This is a genomic window from Micromonospora sp. NPDC049102 (genome assembly GCF_043197485.1).
Classification (GTDB): domain Bacteria; phylum Actinomycetota; class Actinomycetes; order Mycobacteriales; family Micromonosporaceae; genus Micromonospora.
In genome coordinates this window covers 31,746-50,080 of sequence record NZ_JBICTE010000019.1, presented here as the reverse complement: position 1 = coordinate 50,080, position 18,335 = coordinate 31,746, and the positions used below count along the sequence as shown (strand labels likewise).

At 72.1% G+C, this 18,335-nt stretch carries 16 protein-coding genes and 4 pseudogenes; 8 read left to right on the top strand and 12 right to left on the bottom strand.

The window, feature by feature from the left end:
* The first annotated feature begins 1 nt into the window (after position 1).
* The 3 genes and pseudogenes from ACGFH9_RS19055 to ACGFH9_RS19045 all read left to right on the top strand — a co-directional run bounded on the left by ACGFH9_RS19055 (position 2) and on the right by ACGFH9_RS19045 (position 1,906).
* Positions 2–403, top strand: coding sequence for a YciI family protein (locus tag ACGFH9_RS19055; protein ID WP_355233779.1), 402 nt, complete (start codon positions 2–4; stop codon positions 401–403).
* 3 nt (positions 404–406) lie between these two features.
* A pseudogene (locus ACGFH9_RS19050) lies at positions 407–1,511 on the top strand (RNA polymerase sigma factor).
* Between the two features lie 71 nt (positions 1,512–1,582).
* Positions 1,583–1,906 carry a DMT family transporter gene (locus ACGFH9_RS19045; protein WP_393220844.1) on the top strand — a complete coding sequence of 108 codons (324 nt, stop codon included), beginning with the start codon at positions 1,583–1,585 and terminating at the stop codon, positions 1,904–1,906.
* A gap of 61 nt (positions 1,907–1,967) precedes the next feature.
* Here ACGFH9_RS19045 and ACGFH9_RS19040 read toward each other — a convergent pair whose 3' ends face one another.
* Positions 1,968–3,329, bottom strand: a complete 1,362-nt coding sequence (locus ACGFH9_RS19040; protein WP_393220841.1) for a cellulase family glycosylhydrolase — start codon at positions 3,327–3,329, stop codon at positions 1,968–1,970.
* A 377-nt stretch (positions 3,330–3,706) separates the two neighbouring features.
* Between ACGFH9_RS19040 and ACGFH9_RS19035 the strand changes: the two genes are divergently transcribed.
* Positions 3,707–4,669 (top strand): TIGR03557 family F420-dependent LLM class oxidoreductase, encoded by a 963-nt coding sequence (locus tag ACGFH9_RS19035; RefSeq protein WP_393220838.1) that lies wholly within the window; start codon positions 3,707–3,709, stop codon positions 4,667–4,669.
* Complete coding sequence (locus ACGFH9_RS19030; protein WP_393220835.1) at positions 4,666–5,505, top strand: alpha/beta fold hydrolase; 840 nt, start codon at positions 4,666–4,668, stop codon at positions 5,503–5,505. Before ACGFH9_RS19035 ends, ACGFH9_RS19030 begins: the two co-directional genes overlap by 4 nt.
* Positions 5,506–5,637: 132 nt before the next feature.
* Here the strand turns inward: ACGFH9_RS19030 and ACGFH9_RS19025 are convergent, their stop codons facing one another.
* The 7 genes from ACGFH9_RS19025 to ACGFH9_RS18995 all read right to left on the bottom strand — a co-directional run bounded on the left by ACGFH9_RS19025 (position 5,638) and on the right by ACGFH9_RS18995 (position 11,671).
* A complete protein-coding gene (locus ACGFH9_RS19025) occupies positions 5,638–6,345 on the bottom strand; it encodes a hypothetical protein (protein ID WP_393220833.1) in 708 nt (235 codons plus the stop codon).
* Between the two features lie 48 nt (positions 6,346–6,393).
* Positions 6,394–7,194: an endonuclease/exonuclease/phosphatase family protein gene (locus tag ACGFH9_RS19020; RefSeq protein WP_393220831.1), complete on the bottom strand. Its 801-nt coding sequence runs from the start codon at positions 7,192–7,194 to the stop codon at positions 6,394–6,396.
* Between the two features lie 9 nt (positions 7,195–7,203).
* Complete coding sequence (locus ACGFH9_RS19015) at positions 7,204–8,694, bottom strand: phosphatase PAP2 family protein (protein WP_393220829.1); 1,491 nt, start codon at positions 8,692–8,694, stop codon at positions 7,204–7,206.
* 70 nt (positions 8,695–8,764) lie between these two features.
* Positions 8,765–9,766 carry a YihY/virulence factor BrkB family protein gene (locus ACGFH9_RS19010; protein WP_393220826.1) on the bottom strand — a complete coding sequence of 334 codons (1,002 nt, stop codon included), beginning with the start codon at positions 9,764–9,766 and terminating at the stop codon, positions 8,765–8,767.
* The gene (locus tag ACGFH9_RS19005; RefSeq protein ID WP_393220824.1) at positions 9,759–10,763 is read right to left on the bottom strand and encodes a diacylglycerol/lipid kinase family protein; all 1,005 of its coding nucleotides are present in this window, start codon (positions 10,761–10,763) and stop codon (positions 9,759–9,761) included. The genes ACGFH9_RS19010 and ACGFH9_RS19005 overlap by 8 nt, the downstream gene beginning before the upstream one ends.
* A 93-nt stretch (positions 10,764–10,856) precedes the next feature.
* Positions 10,857–11,435: a Clp protease N-terminal domain-containing protein gene (locus ACGFH9_RS19000; protein ID WP_393220822.1), complete on the bottom strand. Its 579-nt coding sequence runs from the start codon at positions 11,433–11,435 to the stop codon at positions 10,857–10,859.
* A complete protein-coding gene (locus ACGFH9_RS18995; RefSeq protein WP_074318164.1) occupies positions 11,435–11,671 on the bottom strand; it encodes an HTH domain-containing protein in 237 nt (78 codons plus the stop codon). The genes ACGFH9_RS19000 and ACGFH9_RS18995 overlap by 1 nt, the downstream gene beginning before the upstream one ends.
* A 193-nt stretch (positions 11,672–11,864) precedes the next feature.
* Here ACGFH9_RS18995 and ACGFH9_RS18990 point away from each other — a divergent pair, with 193 nt between their 5' ends.
* The 3 genes from ACGFH9_RS18990 to ACGFH9_RS18980 all read left to right on the top strand — a co-directional run bounded on the left by ACGFH9_RS18990 (position 11,865) and on the right by ACGFH9_RS18980 (position 16,043).
* Positions 11,865–12,725, top strand: a complete 861-nt coding sequence (locus ACGFH9_RS18990; RefSeq protein ID WP_393220819.1) for a universal stress protein — start codon at positions 11,865–11,867, stop codon at positions 12,723–12,725.
* Positions 12,726–12,792: 67 nt separating this feature from the next.
* The gene (locus ACGFH9_RS18985) at positions 12,793–15,186 is read left to right on the top strand and encodes a phosphoketolase (protein ID WP_393220816.1); all 2,394 of its coding nucleotides are present in this window, start codon (positions 12,793–12,795) and stop codon (positions 15,184–15,186) included.
* Between the two features lie 11 nt (positions 15,187–15,197).
* The gene (locus ACGFH9_RS18980; protein WP_393220814.1) at positions 15,198–16,043 is read left to right on the top strand and encodes a universal stress protein; all 846 of its coding nucleotides are present in this window, start codon (positions 15,198–15,200) and stop codon (positions 16,041–16,043) included.
* 313 nt (positions 16,044–16,356) lie between these two features.
* Here the strand turns inward: ACGFH9_RS18980 and ACGFH9_RS18975 are convergent.
* The 4 genes and pseudogenes from ACGFH9_RS18975 to ACGFH9_RS18960 form a co-directional block, all read right to left on the bottom strand.
* Positions 16,357–16,464, bottom strand: a pseudogene (locus ACGFH9_RS18975) (DNA-binding response regulator); the annotation flags it as partial.
* Positions 16,448–16,816 (bottom strand): annotated as a pseudogene (locus ACGFH9_RS18970) (hypothetical protein); the annotation flags it as partial. The pseudogenes ACGFH9_RS18970 and ACGFH9_RS18975, both read right to left, overlap by 17 nt.
* A 138-nt stretch (positions 16,817–16,954) precedes the next feature.
* Positions 16,955–17,236: pseudogene (locus ACGFH9_RS18965) on the bottom strand (TOPRIM nucleotidyl transferase/hydrolase domain-containing protein); the annotation flags it as partial.
* A 111-nt stretch (positions 17,237–17,347) separates the two neighbouring features.
* Complete coding sequence (locus ACGFH9_RS18960) at positions 17,348–18,319, bottom strand: acetylxylan esterase (RefSeq protein WP_393220811.1); 972 nt, start codon at positions 18,317–18,319, stop codon at positions 17,348–17,350.
* Positions 18,320–18,335 lie beyond the last annotated feature (16 nt).

The window sequence follows — 18,335 nt, the reverse complement described above, 5'->3', positions numbered from 1 at the left end:
GATGAAGTACATGCTGTTGATGCAGTTCAGCGCCAGCGGGACCGACTTCCCGGGCATCGACACCTGGACCCAGGACGAGGTCCGCGCGCACGTCGCGTTCATGGGTGAGGTCAACGAGAAACTCACCGCCGCCGGCGAGTGGGTCGACGCGCAGGGCCTCGGCGGCCCGCAGCAGGCGCGGATCGTACGCGCCGGCGAGGGCGGCGCGCCGGTCGTCACCGAGGGGCCGTTCGCCGAGACGAAGGAGTTCCTCGCCGGCTACTGGATCGTCGACGTCGACAGCCCGCAGCGGGCGGTGGAGCTGGCCGCGCACATCTCCACCGCGCCCGGCCCCGGCGGTCGGCCGCTGAACATGCCGATCGAGGTGCACCCGGTGATGTCCGCCCCGTCGCAGGAGCTCTGAGCGCTGCCCACCGACCTTCGCACCGAGGACCTGCTGCGCGAGTTGGCGCCGCAGGTCCTCGGCGTGCTCGCCCGCCGGTTCGGCGACTTCGCCACCGCCGAGGACGCCGTACAGGAGGCGCTGCTCGCCGCCGTCACCCAGTGGCCGGCCGACGGGCTGCCGACCAACCCACGCGGCTGGCTGATCCAGGTCGGCTACCGCCGGATGATCGAACTGATCCGCGGGGAGCAGGCCCGGCGTCGCCGCGAGGACCTGGTCACCCGCCAGGACCCGGACGGCCGGCGGTACGCGCCGGCCCCGGACGAGGAGTTGACCGCCGAGCGGGACGACGGCCTGGTCCTGCTCTTCCTCTGCTGCCACCCGGCACTCGCTCCCGCCTCGGCGGTCGCGTTGACCCTGCGCGCGGTCGGCGGACTGAGTACGGCCGAGATCGCCCGCGCGTTCCTGGTGCCCGAGGCGATCCGGCTGACCCGGGCGCTGCACTCGTACCTGCCCGACGACAGCGAGACCACCGGACTGCTCGCGTTGCTACTGCTCACCGCGGCCCGCAGTCCGGCGCGGACCGGGTTCTCCGGTGAGCTGATCTCGCTGGCCGAACAGGACCGCGGCCGCTGGGACGCGGCGGCCGTCGCCGAAGGCATCGCACTGGTCACGCGGGCGCTGCCGCGCGGCCCGGTCGGCCCCTACCAGGTGCAGGCCGCCATCGCCGCTGCACGACGAGGCCCCCAGCACCGAGGCGACCGACTGGCCCCAGATCCTGGCGCTGTACGACGTGCTCGATCGGCTGGCCGGCACGCCGGTGGTGGCGCTCAACCGGGCCGTCGCGATCGCCATGGCACACGGACCCGCAGCCGGCCTGAGCGCCCTCGACGCGTTGGCCGACGATCCCCGACTGGTCGGACACCATCGGCTGCCCGCCGTCCGCGCGCACCTGCACGAGATGGCCGGCGACCGGGAGCGGGCAGTCGCGGACTACCGGGACGCCGCCGGCCGCACCAGCAGCCTTCCCGAACAGCGTTACCTCACCATGCGTGCCGCCCGCCTCGCCGCCGAGCCCCGGGGCGGACCAGCACCCACCGAGGCGGCGCACCGGCTCGACGCGCCCTGAAGCCGACCGGTTCACCGCGGCGTTAGCCTGGCACCGACGGTGTCACCGACCACCGAGGACGGCGAGGACTGATGGCGTACGTGTTGCTGGGAATCGCCATTCTCGCCGAGGTGGTCGCCACCAGCCTGATCAAGAGCACCGCCGGGTTCAGCCGCATCTGGCCGACACTGGGCTGCCTCACCGGCTACGCGCTGGCGTTCCTCCTGCTCGCCCAGGCGGTCAAGGAGATACCGGTCGGTGTCGCGTACGCCCTCTGGTCGGGTCTGGGCACCGCGGCCATCGTGGCGATCGGCGCGGTGTTCCTGGGCGAGTCGGTCGGGCTGGTCAAGCTCGTGGGCATCGCCCTGATCATCGCCGGCGTGGTCATCGTGAACCTGACCGGCGAGCAGCACTGATCGGACGCGATGGCCGGGTCCGGTACGGACCCGGCCACCTGGCGTCGGTCGCCTGACGTGCTCAGCTCGCGGTGCAGCTCACCTGCGGTGTCGGGTTGGTTACGGTCCACGCGCCGAGGAAGCCGAAGCTGGCGCTCGCGCCGGCGGCCAGTCGGCCGTTGTAGTCGACGTTCCGCGCGGTCACCGTGGAGCCGCCGCTGGTCACCGTCGCGTTCCAGGACTGCGTGACGCTCTGGCCGTTGGCGAGGGTCCACCGGGTGGTCCACCCGGTGATCGCCGACGCGCCGGCGGTCACGCGTACCTCTGCCTGGAAGCCGCCCTGCCACTGGTTGGTGACGGTGTGGGTCGCCGTGCAGCCACCGACGGGCGGCTGCGTCGTCGGCGGTGGGGTGGTCGGAGGTGGGGTGGTCGGAGGTGGGGTGGTCGGAGGTGGGGTGCCGCCGAAGACGGTGGCCTCGCGGGAGGTCTGCCGGATGCCGTTGACGCCGTTGAAGACCCGCTGCCCCCAGTTGGTCAGGCTGGCCGGGTTGAACGCGCTGGCCATGTCGAGATACTCGACGCCACCGCCGTTGCCGCTCCACGACCAACCGAGCCAACCGATCCCGTTGGCCTGGCTGTACGCGAGGATGGTGTCCTCGTCCGGGTCGCCGTCGGAGTGGTTGAAGCCGAACTCACCGACCACGATGGGCAGCCCCGCCGTACGGAATCGGCCCAGGTAGTCGGTGATCTCGGCAGCGGTGTCGAAGACGCCGTACATGTGGATGGAGAAGAGCGTGTTGCGGGCTGGATCGGCGGCGAAGACCGACGCGGCGTTGTCGCGCATCGTGAACGACCAGTCCTGGCCCCAGTTCGGGGCGTCCACCATGATCGTGTGGGTCAGGCCGCCGGCCCGCAGCCGCTTGATCGCGTTGGCGCTGTCGGTGGCCCACGAGGCGTAGTTCTGGTTGCCGTACGGCTCGTTGCCGACGTTCACGATGACGTACCGCTCCTGGCCGACCAGCACGTCCTTGAGGCTGAGCCAGTAGTCGACGGCACGGTCCAGGGTGATCGCGCCGCTCTGCTCGCCGTACCCAGTGGTGTCGTGGACCTCCAGCACACAGATCAACCGGTTGGCCCTGCACAGTGAGATGACGTTGGCGACGTCGGCGTTGGTGTTACGGGTCCAGCGGTCACCGCTGGCGAGCACCACCCGCACGGTGTTCGCGCCGAGCGCCTTGACGTCGGCGAACGAACTGGTCTGCTGCGGGTACCAGGTGTGCGCGTGGTTGACGCCGCGCATGACGAATTCGGCGCCGTTGGCGTCGTACAGCTTGCCGCCCGCGACGGAGAAGCCGGCTGCGGCATGCGCCGGTTGGCCGAACGCCAGCACGGCGAGGAGCAGCGCGAGCAGCGCGGCGCCGACGGCGGAGAGTCGAGTCTTCATGGCCTTCCTCAGGGAGGACCCCCGATGCCCGGCAGGGGTGGGGATGCGACAGGGGAAGGCGGCTGCAGCCCGGCAGCCGCCGCCCGGCTCCCGGCGGCGCGCATCAGCCTAGGGCGATGGATCGGTCCTCGCAACCGGTTCAGTAGACGCCTCGAAGGGGCGGACAGCCGTGACGGCCCGCGCGAACGCAGGCCGTCACGGGGCGGTCATCCCCACCACAGGATGTGCGCCACACCGAGGGTCTTAACCGGTTAAGAGGACCGTAGGCGGGTCCGGAGCATCCGTCAAGCATCACCCGAGGAGAACGGGACGGGAGGGTTGACCGTTGCTGACCTGGGTATCCCGGGACGAACCGTCAGCGAGAAGGAGATACCGGGATGGTGAGCGTCGGCTACACCCTGATGTGCGAGCAGGCCGGTCCGAAGCAACTCGTGGACCACGCGGTGCGGGCCGAGGCAGCCGGCTTCGACCAATTGGTGATCTCTGACCACTACTACCCGTGGCTGGACTCCCAGGGCCACTCCCCGTACGCCTGGTCCGTGCTCGGCGCGGTGGCGCACGCCACCTCCCGCGCGGAGCTGATGTCCTTCGTGACCTGCCCGATCCGCCGTTACCACCCGGCCGTGGTCGCCCAGAAGGCCAGCACCATCGGAGCGCTCTCGGACGGGCGGTTCACCCTCGGCCTGGGCGCCGGGGAGAACCTCAACGAGCACGTGGTCGGCGGTTGGCCCCACGTGCAGCAGCGCCACGAGATGTTCGAGGAGGCGTTGCAGATCATCCGCCCGCTCCTCAACGGCGAGACGTTGACCTTCTCCGGCAACCATTTCGACGTCCCCGACGCCTACGTCTGGGACCGCCCCGAGCGGCCCGTCCCGATGGCGATCGCCGCCTCCGGCCGGCAGTCGGCCACGCTCGCCGCCGAGTACGGCAACGGCCTCGTCTCCACCGAGCCCGACCGGCACATCATCGAGATGTACGACGACGCCGGCGGCGCCGGTCAGCCCCGCTACGGGCAGGTGGCGATCTGCTACGGCCCGGACGAGGCCGAGTGCCGCAAGATCGTGCACGACCAGTTCCGCTGGTTCGGCATGGGCTGGAAGGTCAACGCCGAACTGCCGGGGCCGGAGTCCGTCGCCGCCGCCACCCAGTTCGTCCGGGAGGAGGACGTCGCCGAGGGCATCTCCTGCGGCCCGGACGTGGAAGCGCACGTCGAGGCGTTCCGCAAGTTCGTCGACGCCGGCTTCACACACGTGGCGATCATCCAGGTCGGCGGGGAGAACCAGCCGATGTTCCTGGACTGGGCGCAGGATCAGCTGTTGCCCCGGCTCCGAGAGCTGTGAGGTTGACGGCGTCCGGCCGGTTCGGGGTGGCCGAGCTGCGGCTCGCCCTGGCCGCTCCCCGGCCGGCCGCCGGTCTCACCAGCGACTGGCGGCTCGTCGACGGACTGCGCACCCACACGCGCCGCGGTGCCGATCCGGGCACCGGGGCGCCGCCCGTGGTGCTGGTGCACGGCCTGGCCGTCTCGCACCGTTATCTCACCCCGCTGGCCGTCGCGCTCGCCGCCACCCACCCGGTGTACGTGCCGGACCTGCCCGGCTTCGGTCTGACCGAACACCCCCGGGGCGCGTACGACGTGGTCCGGCACGCCGACCACCTGGCCGCCTGGCTGGCCGCGTACCGACTGCCGCCGGTCTGCCTGGTGGGCCACTCGTTCGGCGCGGAGGTCGCTGCCGCGCTCGCGGCGACCCACCCGGAGGCGGTACGCGCGCTGGTCCTGGCCGGGCCGACCAGCGACCCGGTGGCCCGGTCCCGACGAGCCCTGCTCGGCAGGTGGCTGGTGGACACCATGCGCGAGGCCCCGTTGCAGGCGCCGATCCTGGTCCGGGACATCTGGGACGCCCGGCCCTGGCGGGTCTTCGCGACCCTGTCGCACTCCGTGCGCAACGCGATCGAGGCCGACCTCGTGCGGATCGCCGCGCCGACGCTCGTGGTGACCGGGGGTCGTGACCCGGTCGTACCGGCGCGGTGGCGTGAGCAGGCGGCCCGGCTCGTGCCCGACGGCGACCACGCAGTCGTACCGGGTGCGGCGCACAACGTGGTCACCACCGCGCCGACGGCCGTCGCGGAGGCGATCCGCCATCTGCTCAGCCCGCAACCCGCACTCACGAACAGGTGAACCGCATGCGCTTCGGTAACACGGAGATCCGCCCGCTCGGTGGTGGCCTCGGCTGCCTCCTGATGATCCTCTTCTCGATCGTGGCCTCGGTGGTGCTGACCATCCTGATCAACCTGGTGTTGTGAGCCGTGGTCAGCGGCGCAGCCCCAGTGCGCCGAGCACCTCGCGGGAGACCACCCGGGCCGGGTCGAGCACCGCGCGGCGGGTCCAGCGGGCCGCCGGCGTGACGGTGGCCCGCCAGACCGATCGCAGGCCGCGCGCCACCGGCACCACAGTCACCGACAGGACCCAGCGGATGCCCGACAGCAGTGGACGGACGGTGTGCCGCCACAGCCAGCGCAGCCCGGGCCCGACCGGGGGCAGCAGCAGTCGGTAGACCCACCGCAGCAGCCAGCCGGCGGCCCGCCACGCCCCCACCAGCGCGGCGACGACCAGCCGGACGAACCGGACGACGAGCCACCACACGAGATTGCGGGCCATCCAGCGCGGCGGACGCCACAGCAGGTGGTGGGCGCACCAGAGCAGCGGACGCCACAGCAGTCGGTGCAGGGCCCAGACCAGCGGGGCCACCAGCCAGTCGCGCAGGAATCGTCCCGCCGGGCTGAGCAGGTGCCGGTGCCGGTGCACCAGCCGACCGGCAGCCGCGAACAACTCCCAGAGCAGGCGTACCGGCAGCACCAGGACCAGCGCGACACCGCGCGCGAGGGCCGCGACGAGCGGGAACTCGACGGCGGCCGGCTCGGTCGTGCGCCCGGCCGCCGGGCCTCGGCCCGCAAGCGTCTCCGGCGGCTCGGCCGGCGGCCCGGGCAGCGACGAGCGGATGGCGGGGCGGTCGGTCACTGTGCGCACGGTAGCCCGGCGGCGCCATTCGCCGAGTGCCCCTTCTGGTCACAGATCGAGGGTGACCAGGAGTGGATAGTGGTCGGAGGCGGTGTCCGTGGCCGCGTCACGGATCACCCGGCAGTCCCGCGCCCGCTCGGCCACCGCACGGCTGCCGAACAGGTAGTCCAGCCGCATCCCCGCGAACTCCGCGCCCCCGAAGCGGGTGGGGACGGTCAGGCCTGCGGCCTCCGGCGCGCCGGCGTTGGCGGACGGCCACAGGTCGACCAGGTCGGCGGCGAGCAGCCGGGCGACCGCCCGGGTGTCCACGGCGTCACCGCGTCTGCGCAGGTGCCGTTTCCGGTAGAGGGCGGGCAGGCCGGCGAGACGAGCGGCGTGGTCGACAGTCGGATCGAGCGAGTTGAGGTCACCGGCGAGCAGCGTCAACGGCCCGGGGGCGCGGCGCAGGGCAGCGACCAGCCAGTCGACCTCCATCCGTCGGCGTCCCCCGGAGTACGGCCAGAGGTGGGTGGCGAGCACGGTGAGCGGCCCGGCAGAGGTGGACACCACGACGCGGGCGGCGGCGTGGTGGAACGGCCGACGCAGCGTCCCCGCGCCGACGACCCGGTACGGCGGCCGGACCAGGACCGCCACCGGCTGCCCGAAGCAGGACCGGGCCAGGTGGGGTGTCATCCCGACCCGATCCGCCACGCTGGCCATCAGCCCGGCCTGGTCGAAGCCGCGCAGCTCCTGTAGGGCCAGCACGTCCGGCATCTGCTGGTCGACGACCTGGACCACCCGGTCCAGCCGGTCGGGGCCGCCACGATCCCGTCCGCCGGTGCGGATGTTCCAGGTCATCACCCGCAGCATCGCGGTACCTCAGTCGGGTCGGCCGGCGCGGGCCAGCTCGTCGTCGAGGGTGTCCACGTCCTCCGACTCGATGGCCGGTTGGTTGCCCTCCGCCAGGTCGGCGTTGGGGCGGATCACGAGGTAGAGCAGGCCGATCCAGAGCGCGGAGAGCAGGATCGCGCCCATGAAGTCGGTCGGGTGGTGCATCCCCCGGTACATCCGGGAGGTGGCCACCCCGGCCGGCATGATCACGGCCAGCGCCACGAAGATCCACCGCCACCAGCGGTCGGTACGCGGGAACACGATGAGGGTGATCGCCAGCCAGACGCAGATCGTCGCCGCGATGTGCCCGGACGGGAACGAGGAGGTGGGCATCTGCCCGTCCAGGTTCTCCACCGGCGGGCGGGGCCGGTCGACCGCCCGCGCCGCGGCGAGGAACAGGGTCAGCTCACCGACCATCGCCAGCACCACGAACAGCACGGGCCGCCACCGCCGCCACACCGCGAGCACCAGCGGGCAGAACACCAGCGAGATGAGCAGGATGGCGTGGGTGTCACCGAACTTGCTCCACCACCAGCTCACATCGGTCAACACGTCGGTGTGCCGGTCGGCGAACCAGCGGGGCACCTCCGTGTCCAGGGTGTCGAAGAAGGTGCCCTTGGCGTGGAAGCTGACGTACGTGCCGAAGCCGTACAGCGCGCCGAACACGAGCACCCAGCCGACCAGCAGTTCGGCCACCGCCGAGCGGGGGTGGGCCAGCACGCGCTCCTCGGCCGGGGCGATGGCGATGTCGTGCCCCGCCTCCGGCTCCAGGCCCTCGGTCAGCGGCGGCACCGGCTTGCCGCGCTCACGCCGCCACAGCCGGAAGGCGTACGCGGTGACGCCCAGCCAGGCGGCCCCGAGCAGCCAGGCCGCCAGCACGTCGGAGACGAAGTGCACGCCCAGCGCGATCCGGGTCAGCCCGATCAGGACCACCAGCGCGCTGACACCGACGATCGCGGGCTTGCGCCAGCGGGGTGCCATCGCCGGCAGGAACACCAGCAGCAGCGCCCCGTACGCGACGATCGAGCCGAGCGCGTGCCCGCTCGGGAAGCTGTTGCCGGGAGCGCTGGCGACCGGGACGTCCACCACCGGGCGCAGCCGACCGACGAGCGTCTTGAGCGACGGGTCGAGGATCAGCCCGCCCACGCCCGTGACGATCAGGTAGACGGCCAGCCGGGGCTGCCGCCGGATCAGCAGACCGATCGCGGGGATCGCGACCAGCCAGATGAGGATCGGCCGGCCGCCCAGGTCGGTCACCGCCTGGAGCACGGTGACCAGCGCGTGGTGTGGGGCGACGAGCGAGTTGAACCACTCGGCGACCGCGTGGTCGGCGTCCTGCAACGGGCTCCACCGCACCCGGACGAGCAACAGCAACAATCCGAACGCCGCACCGGCGCCGATGACGGCGACCAGCCCGGCGATGCTCCGTTCGGCGAAGTGACCGATCGGACGCCGAGCCACCTCTTTGACCGCGGTCACCCCGCACCTCCCTTGTCGTACCTGGCGAGGCGAGGTACCCGATCCGCGTGCGACGTACACCCGAACGCGCTCAGAGCGCCGACATGTCCCCGGTGTCGAACAGCTCGGCCCGGTCGGCCTCGGGTTCCCACAGGTCGGGCCGCGCCGGCTCCTGCACGCCGATGCGCAGCGCCTCCAACTGAGCGGCGAAGGCCAGCCCGCCGAAGAGCGCCATACCGGTCAGGTTGGCCCAGAGCAGCAGCGCCATCATGCCGGTCAACGCGCCGTAGGTCTGGCCGAAGCCGTCGCTGAACTTGACGTACGCGGCGAGCAGTAGGCTGGCCAGCCACCACAGGGCCGTGGCGATGCCCGCTCCGAAGAACAGCCAGGACAGCCCCGGTTGGTTGCGACGCGGCGCGTGCCGGAACAGCACCGCCACGGCGAGCACGGTCAGGCCGAGGCTCAACGGGAACCGGATCACGTTCCAGACGACGTTGGCCAGCTCACCCCACTCGTAGTGCTCGCGTACCGAGTCGCCCATCGCCCCGCCGCCGACGAGGATCAGGAAGCCGGCCAGCGCGGGCAGACCGGCGGTGACCGCCAGGACGGCCGCCCGCAGGTATTTCCACAGGGCCGGGCGGTCCCGCTCGACGCCGTAGATGCGGTTGGCCCCGCGCTCGATCTGGGCCATCGTGGTGGTCAGCGCGACCAGGCCGGTGAGCAGACCGAGGGTGAGGGCCAACTCCCCCGCGTCCTCGACGCGTTCGCCCTCGCCGAGCAGTTCGCCGACGACCTCGGCGCTCTGGCCGGGGGTGAGGGCCAGCACGGTGTCGGCGACGACCCGGCCGCCCTCCTCGACGCCCAGCTCGCTGATCAGACCGGTCAGCGCGATGAGGAACGGCACGACGGCGAGGCAGAGCTGCAACGCGAACGCGCGGGAGTGGCTGAACCCGTCGCCGTAGCGGAACCGGATGAACGCGTCGCGCAGCAGGTGCCAGCCGCCCTTGCGGCGCAGTGTGCGCCAGGCGTCGTCGGCCGACAGCTCCTCGTCGGCCATCATCCGGGTCTCTGGAACGATACGGGTGCTACTCACGGCGCGCTTCCTCGATCAGCTGCTCGCCCCGCTCTCCGGCGCCCTGCGCGTCCACGGCCAGGTCGGGGTGGTCCTCGGGCTGCGGGACGCAGAGCCACAACGCCTGCGGCCGGATCTCGGCACGTAGCTCCCGACCGGTGGCGATGAGGTCACCGTCGAGCTCCCGCGGCTGCGGGCGGTTGCTGGTGACCACCACCGTCCGGCCGCGGAAGACCTCCATCTGCGGCACCTGGCCGCTGCGGCGGACCACGGCCCAGCCGAGCGCGAGCCAGTGGCGCAGGTTACGCGGGGTGAGGACGGCGACGTCGAGCCAGCCGTCGTCCGGCTCGGCCTCGGTGAGCAGGTGTACGCCGCCCTGCAGCCGGCCGACGTTGGCGATCAGCACCGATCGCACCCGGCGACGCACCGGCGGACGGTCGTCGATGCGGATCTGCACCCGCATCGGCCGGTCGCGCAGGTGCTTCACGGCACCCACGACGTACGCCGGCCAGCCGATGCGGGCCTTGGCGGTCTCGTTGGTGGCCTCGAGCATCTTGGCGTCGAAGCCCATGCCGGCCATCACGGTGAAGTACTGGTCCTCCACCGCGCCGACGTCGAGCAGCCGCCGACCGCGTTCGACGGCGACCTGGAGCCCCGCCGCGAGGTCGGTGGAGAGACCGAGGTTGGCGGCGAGCAGGTTGCCGGTGCCCTGCGGCAGCACGGCGAGGGCCACGTCGGTGCCGACGAGCGCGCTGACGCAGGACATCACGGTGCCGTCGCCGCCGCAGGCGAAGACCACGTCGACGCCGGCCTTGACGGCCTGCTCGGTCTGGCCCCGGCCCGGGTCGTCGACGGTCGTCTCGAACCACTGCGGCTCGGGCCACCCGGCGGCGGCCAGAGCGTCGTTCACGGTGCGGCGCAGCTCGTCGAGATCGGCGACCTTCGCCGGGTTGACCACCACTGCCGAGCGCAGCCCGCCGTCGCCACCCGAGGGGCGCCTGTCCTGTCCAGCATCCACGGCGTCAGTGTGCAGCACCGGGCCGCCGTCAGCGACCCGGCGAGCCGCCGGCGTCGGAAGTGCCACAGACAGGTTTCAACGCGTACGCGACCGTCATGCCGCCGTTCGCAGCGCGGTCTCCACCCGGCGGCGCAGATCGTCGAGGTCGACCCCCGCCTCGGTGAGCACCAGCGCGCCCAGCCCCTGACCCTCGCGCAGCACCCCGAGCAGGATGTGCTCGGTGCCGATGTGCTTGTGGCGCAGCCGCAGCGCCTCGCGCAGCGACAGCTCCAGGGCCTTCTTCGACCGGGGCGAGAACGGCCCGCCCAGGTAGCGGCGACGCCCCCAGCGACGGCGGGGCGCCGGTACCGCCTCGCGCAGCGCGTCGGGGCCGAAGGACTGCTCGATGCGGGCCACGATCGCGGCCAGGTCGATGCCGATCTCCCGCAGCGCCGCCGCGTCCGCGTCGCCGAGGCCGGCGCCCCCGCCCGTGGTGTGCCGGCGGACCCGCTCGCGCAGGTCGTCGGCGCGTACCCCGGCGTCGGCCAGCACGCGGCCGGCGAGGCCGTCCTCGTCGCTGAGCAGGGCGAGCAGCAGGTGTTCGGTGCCGATCGGCCGCCGGCCCTCGGCCCGCGCCTCCTCGAGTGCCCGCCGGACCACGCCTCGCGCCCGGTCGGTGAACCGTTCGAACATCACGCCTCCCAGGATTGGTTGACCGCTGGTCGCCCAGCGTGTTTCTTGTGCACCGCCTGCCGGCTGACCTCGAGCGCGTCGGCGATCTCCTGCCAGGACCAGCCCTGTCGACGGGCGTTGTCCACCTGGACCACCTCGAGTCGCTCGAGCAGCCGGCGCAGCGCGCGGACGGCACGCAGCCCGACCCGGGGGTCGGTGCTGCCGGCTGCCGCCGCGAGTTCCGTCGCCTGACTCATGTCGTCAACATACGTTGACAACGCCACTGCTGTCAACATTTGTTGACAGAACTCCTCGGGTCCGCGTACTCCATGAGGGTTGGACCCTTCGGCGGCCCGGGCCGATCGGACCCGCGCACCGCGACCACGCGACTACCCTCGGTGGAGGAACAGCGCGGTCGTGCCGGGCGCGACGCCCGGGAGGTGGTATCGGATGGCGGCATCGGCCGGCGCGGAGGTGCTGGTGGGCCTCGGCTCGGACGGTGACCTCCCGGTCGTCGAGCAGGCCGCCCAGGAGGCCGCCGGTCACGGTCGGCCCCTGCACCTGGTGCACACCTTCGACTGGCACGCGGCCTTCGCGGCGGAGAGCGTCGCCGCGCCCCGCGACGCGGCCGAGAGTCTGATCACCCGTGCGGCCCAGCTCGCCCACCAGGTCGAACCGGGTCTGACCGTGCGCGCCGAGATCGTCGAGAGCGCCATGCTGCCCACCCTCATCCGCCGCTCCGAGACGGCCTTCCTGCTGGCGGTCGGCGACAGCGGAATGGCCGGCAGTGGTCAGTGCGTCCCGGCGGATACGCCCGCCGTGCAGTTGGCCGCGCGGGCCGACTGCCCGCTTCTGGTGGTCCGCCGCGAACCGCCGCCGCAGGGCCCGGTCCTGGCCGGGGTGGACGGCTCGCCCAGCTCCCACCTCGCCCTACGGTGGGCCGTGGAGTGTGCCGCCAAACGCGAAGCGCGCCTCGTGGCCCTGCGGGTGGTGGAGAACGACGAGGACACCGACGCGCTCGCCGAGCAGCTCGGCGAGGCGCTGGCCCGCCACATCGACCGGAACACCGGGGTGCCCACCGAGTGCCGGGTCGTGCGGGGCGACCCCGCCCAGGTCCTCATCGACACCTCACGGTCGGCCCAGGTGGCGCTGGTCGCCGCCCGCGGCGACGAACCGGGACGCGCCATGCTCGGCGCGGTCGCCCAGTCCCTGCTCTACCACTCCCCCGCCCCGGTGGTCGTCGTACGCGGTCTCGCCGAGATGCCGCTCACCGGGCCCGCCGCCCGCCCGACCCGGGACCAACGACCCTGACCGGCCGCGTCCGCAACGGCGAGGCTGGACTCCGGACACCCACCCCCTACCCGCGAGAGGCAGCATCATGGACACCGCTCTCGACGTGCAGCGCGCGCTCACCGACGACGAGCTGCGCCGACTGGACGCCTACTGGCGCGCCGCGAACTACCTCACCGTCGGGCAGATCTACCTGCTGGACAACCCTCTGCTGCGCGAGCCGCTGACCCTCGGCGACATCAAACCCCGGCTGCTCGGGCACTGGGGCACCAGTCCCGGGCTCAACCTGATCTACGCCCACCTGAACCGGGTGATCGTCGCCCGCGACCTGAACGCCATGCTGGTCACCGGTCCCGGGCACGGCGGCCCGGCGATCGTGGCCAACACGTGGCTGGAGGGCACCTGGTCGGAGCGCTACCACGACGTCGCACGCGACGAGGCCGGGATGTCCCGGCTGTTCCGGCAGTTCTCGTTCCCCGGCGGCATCCCCAGCCACGTCGCGGCGGACGTGCCGGGTTCGATCCACGAGGGCGGCGAGCTGGGGTACGCCCTGAGCCACGCCTACGGCGCCGCGTTCGACCACCCGGATCTCGTGGTCGCCTGCGTGGTGGGCGACGGTGAGGCGGAGACCGGCCCGCTGGCCGGCAGCTGGCTCTCCAACGTCTTCCTCAACCCGGCGCGCGACGGTGCGGTGCTGCCCATCCTGCACCTCAACGGCTACAAGATCGCCAACCCGACCGTGCTGGCCCGGATACCCGAGGCGGACCTGCTCGACCTCATGCGGGGATCGGGTTACGAGCCCTACGTGGTCGCCGGTGACGACCCGGGCGTGGTGCACCGCGCCCTCGCGGCCACCATGGACCGGGCGATGGACGACATCGCGGCGATCCAACGCCGGGCCCGCTCCGGCGGCGTCGTCGAGCGTCCCCGCTGGCCGGTGATCATCTTGCGGACGCCGAAGGGCTGGACGGGCCCGCGTGAGGTCGACGGCACCGAGGTGGAGGGCACCTACCGCGCCCACCAGGTGCCCCTCTCCGGCGTACGCGACAACCCGGCGCACCTCGCCGAACTGGAGCGTTGGCTGCGCAGCTACCGGCCGGAGGAGCTGTTCGACGCCACCGGCGCGCCGGTCGACGAACTGCGCACGCTGCCGCCGCGCGGCGACCGGCGGATGAGCGCCAATCCGGTGACCAACGGCGGAATGGTGCTGCGCGACCTGGCCCTGCCCGACTTCCGCGACTACGGCGTGGACGTCCCCGAGCCGGGTCAGCCGATGGCCGGTGCGACAGGGGTGCTCGGGCCGTGGATCCGCGACGTGATCGCGGCCAACCCGCAGACGTTCCGGCTGTTCGGCCCGGACGAGGTCGCGTCCAACCGGTTGGGTGCCGCCTTCGAGGTGACCGACCGCGCCTGGATGGCCGCCACGGTCCCCGGCGACGACCACCTCTCCCCCGACGGCCGGGTCATGGAGGTGCTGTCCGAGCATCTGTGCCAGGGCTGGCTGGAGGGGTACCTGCTGACTGGCCGGCACGGCGTGTTCACGAGCTACGAGGCGTTCATCCACATCGTCGACTCGATGCTCAACCAACACGCCAAGTGGCTCAAGGTGACCAGAGCCATTCCCTGGCGACAGCCGATCGCCTCGCTGAACTACCTGCTGTCCAGCCACGTCTGGCGCCAGGACCACAACGGCTTCTCCCACCAGGACCCCGGCTTCATCGACCACGTGGTCAACAAGAAGGCCGAGGTGGTACGCGTCTACCTGCCGCCGGACGCCAACACCCTGCTGGCCACCATGGACCACTGCCTGCGCAGCCGGCACTACATCAACGTGGTCGTGGCCGGGAAGCAGCCGGCGCCGAACTGGCTCACCGTCGAGGAGGCGATCCAGCACACCCGCCGAGGCCTCGGCATCTGGGAGTGGGCCAGCAACGACGACGAGAGCGAGCCCGACGTCGTCCTCGCCTGCTGCGGCGACGTACCCACCCTGGAGACCCTGGCCGCCGCCGACCTGCTGCGCGAACACCTGCCGGAGCTGAGGGTGCGGCTGGTCAACGTCGTCGACCTGATGCGCCTGCAACCCGACACCGAACACCCGCACGGCCTGCCCGACAACGAGTTCGACACCATCTTCACCGCGGACCGACCGGTCATCTTCGCCTACCACGGCTACCCGTGGCTGATCCACCGCCTGACCTACCGCCGCTCGAACCACGACAACCTGCACGTACGCGGCTACAAGGAGGAGGGCACCACCACCACACCGTTCGACATGGTGATGCTCAACGACCTGGACCGGTTCCACCTGGTCATCGACGTCATCGACCGGGTGCCCGGGCTCGGCGCACGCGCCGCGCACCTGCGCCAGCGGATGGTCGACGCCCGGCAGGCGGCCCGCGACTACACCCGCCGGTACGGCGAGGACGACCCGCAGGTCGCCGAGTGGCGGTGGGTCCGCGAGACCGACCCGACCAACCCCTGAAGGAGGACGACGTGCGGGACGCGGAGATCCTGGTCGGCTACGACGGCTCGACCGACGCGTCGGTGGCCCTGGACTGGGCGCTGGACGAGGCCGAGCACAGCGGCCAGCCGGTGCGGCTGGCGTACGTCTTCGAATGGCTGACCGTGGCCAGTTGGGTCGGCCCAGGCGTGGCACCCGGCATCTGGCCGGACGACACCGCCCGCCGTCAGGCCGACGACCTGGTGCGCAAGGCCGCCGCGGACGCCGCCGCCGCGCATCCCGGCCTGACGGTCACCGGCCAGGTGTACGACGGGCCCCCCGCCCTGGTACTGCAGGAACGCTCGGCCGAGGCCGGGATGCTGGTGCTCGGCAGCCGGGGCCACGGCGGGTTCGGCGGGCTGCTGGCCGGATCGACGGCGGTGGCGGTCACCGCCCACGCGCGCTGTCCCGTCGTCATCGTCCGCGACGGCCCGGCACACGGCCCGGCCGACCCGGTGACGGTCGGCGTGGACGGTTCGGAGCCGTCACTGGTGGCGCTCGGCTTCGCCGCCGAACGGGCCGCCCAGCGACGGGTACCGCTGCGGGTGCTGCACGCCTGGACGCCCGGCCCGAATGGGGCGGCCGGAAAACCCGACGAGCGGGCGGCCGTCGAGGAGGCGGTGGAACCGTGGCGACGGACGTTCCCCGAACTGGACCTCACGGTCGACCCCGTCGGGGGCGCCCCAGCGGCGACGCTGATCGAGGCGAGCCGGTCCGCCCAGTTGGTGGTGGTCGGCAGCCGGGGCCGGGGTGGGTTGGCCGGGATGCTGCTCGGCTCGGTCAGCCAGCAGGTCATCCAGCACGCCGGCTGTCCGGTCGCCGTGGTCCGGGAACGCTGAGACGGTCGGCCGTCGTCCGGGCCGGCCGGCCGGCCCGGACGACGGGACCTCTGGCCCCTGCGCGCCGCCACCGAGACCCCACGATCAAGGGGCAACACGCCGCGCGACCGCGGCCGTACGCGTCAACGGCATAATCACGATCCGCCCCGCCGACCCACACGGCACCGAGCTGCGCCGTGGCAGTGCCGCTGCGCGACTGACCGGCGAGTCGACTCTCCCCGATCTTGCAGTTCCGGTTGACGATATGAGCGGCAAGGTCGATTTTGTCGGCGCAGAATGTGCAAGATCGCGGGAAGCGGGTTGGCTCAGGGGTCTTGCCGAGCAGGCGGGTTGCCTGGACCGCCGCTTGGCTGCGGCGTTCCAGGCCCATTTTGGTCAGCCCTTCGGCCACGTACTCCAGGATCTGCCGCTCCTGCTCGGTCCGGCGTGACCTGGGTCCGGTCGGTCTGCTGCCGCAGCTCGACGGCCCGGCCCTGGACATCGGTCTTGGTGGTGGTGACCGTGCCACCCGTCGGCGGGGTCACCTTCGTGGCGTCACCGAGGTAGTCGGTTCTGGTACGCCACTTCTCGACGAGGTTGGTGACCCCGTCGGTGCCGAAGAAGACCTGGTCGGTGACGCGGGACGCGTTGTCGTAGATGGTCTTCGACAGCGCCGGCACCGACCACTCGGGCTCCCACCAGAGCGCGCCGTCGGGCGTGCCCGGCTCGGCGTGAGCCTGGTAGCTGGTCACGGCCCGACCGGTCGCGTCGTAGAGGGTGCTGCCGAGCGCGCGGATCAATTCCTCCTTTAGGTCGGCCACGCACACACCGAAGCCGAGCGCCTCCAGCGCCGGCCGGTCCGAAGCGGTGCCGAGGCCGGCCTGCTCCAGTCCACGGCGGAAGAAACTCTCCTCGGCCTCGTCGCACAGCCCGCGTACCGGAACGGCGAGGCCCTGCGGTCCGAGCAGCCGCAGGTACCGACCGACGCTCATCGCACCGCCGAGCGGCACCACGCAGACACCTTCGCCGCCAAGATCGCGCTGCCGTCGTTCCGCCAGGGCCTCGACCGCGCGCTGGTCGCTGACCCCCTCGACGAGGACGACGCTGCGCAGGCCGGCCGCCGACTCCCGGGCCTCGGCGGCGGCCGTCGCCGCGGCGGGACCGCCGGCCGCCCACAGGTGTACGGCGGCTCGGAAGCGGTCCAGCTCGTGCACCGGACCGAGTCTCGCAACGGGTGGTCCGCCCCGCCACCGGATTCCCGATGGCGGGCCGGCGTCGAATGACCCGGGCACCCGACGGTCACCGCCGGGTCGGCTGTGCCCCGCTCACCCGCTGAGTGGCTTGGCGGCAAACCTCAGCTTCTCGATCTCGTGGAAAGCCTGGCCCCCCTCGTGGCCGTTGAACGGGTAGACGCGGATCTCCTTCGGTCCCGCGTAGTGGTTGTACGAGGCGAACACGGTCGAGGGCGGGCAGGCCTGGTCCATCAGCCCGACGGAGTACAGCGCCGAGGCGCTGGCCCGCTTGGCGTGGTTGACCGTGTCGAAGTACGAGAGCGTCCGCATCACCTGGTCCCGTTCGTCTCGGCGGACCTTGAGATAGCTGGTGATCTCGGCGTACGGCGAGGCGTCGGTGATGGTCAACGCACGGGAAAAGTCGGCGAGGAACGGAACGTCGGGCATGGCGGCCACAAGACCTGACGCGAGGCCGGCCACGGCGGTGGCGATTCCCCCGCCCTGGCTGGTTCCGGTGACGGCCACTCTGCTCGGGTCCACCTCGGACAGCTCCCGTACGGCGTCGATGGCACGGACCCCGTCGGTGAAGACCCGGCGGTAGTAGTAGGTGTCCGGACTGGCGATGCCTCGGGTGGTGAAGCCCGCGATCGCGGGGTCACCAGTGGGGTCGGGATCGGGTGTGTCCCCCCTGGGGCCCTTCGCGCCCTGACCTCGGGTGTCCATGATGAAGTGGGCGTACCCGGCCATGGCCCACAGAGGTCTCTCATGCGGCAGGCCGCGGCCTCCGCCGTATCCGACGTACTCCACCACGGCGGGCAGTGGACCGCTGCGGGTGACGGGCAGGTGCAGCCAGGCCTTGACCGGGTTGCCGTCGTAGCCGGCGAAGGTGACGTCAAGGGTGTCGATCAGTGCGAGGCCGTTGTCGACAGGCGTGACGGTGAGATTCAGCTGATGGGCGCGCGCGTCCTGGAGTGTCGCGGTCCAGAAGCTGTCGAAGTCTTCCGGCTCCGCGACAGCGGGCCGGTAGCTGCGCAGACGGTCTTCGGGCAGGTCGAACAGTGCCATGGCATCTCCACGGTTG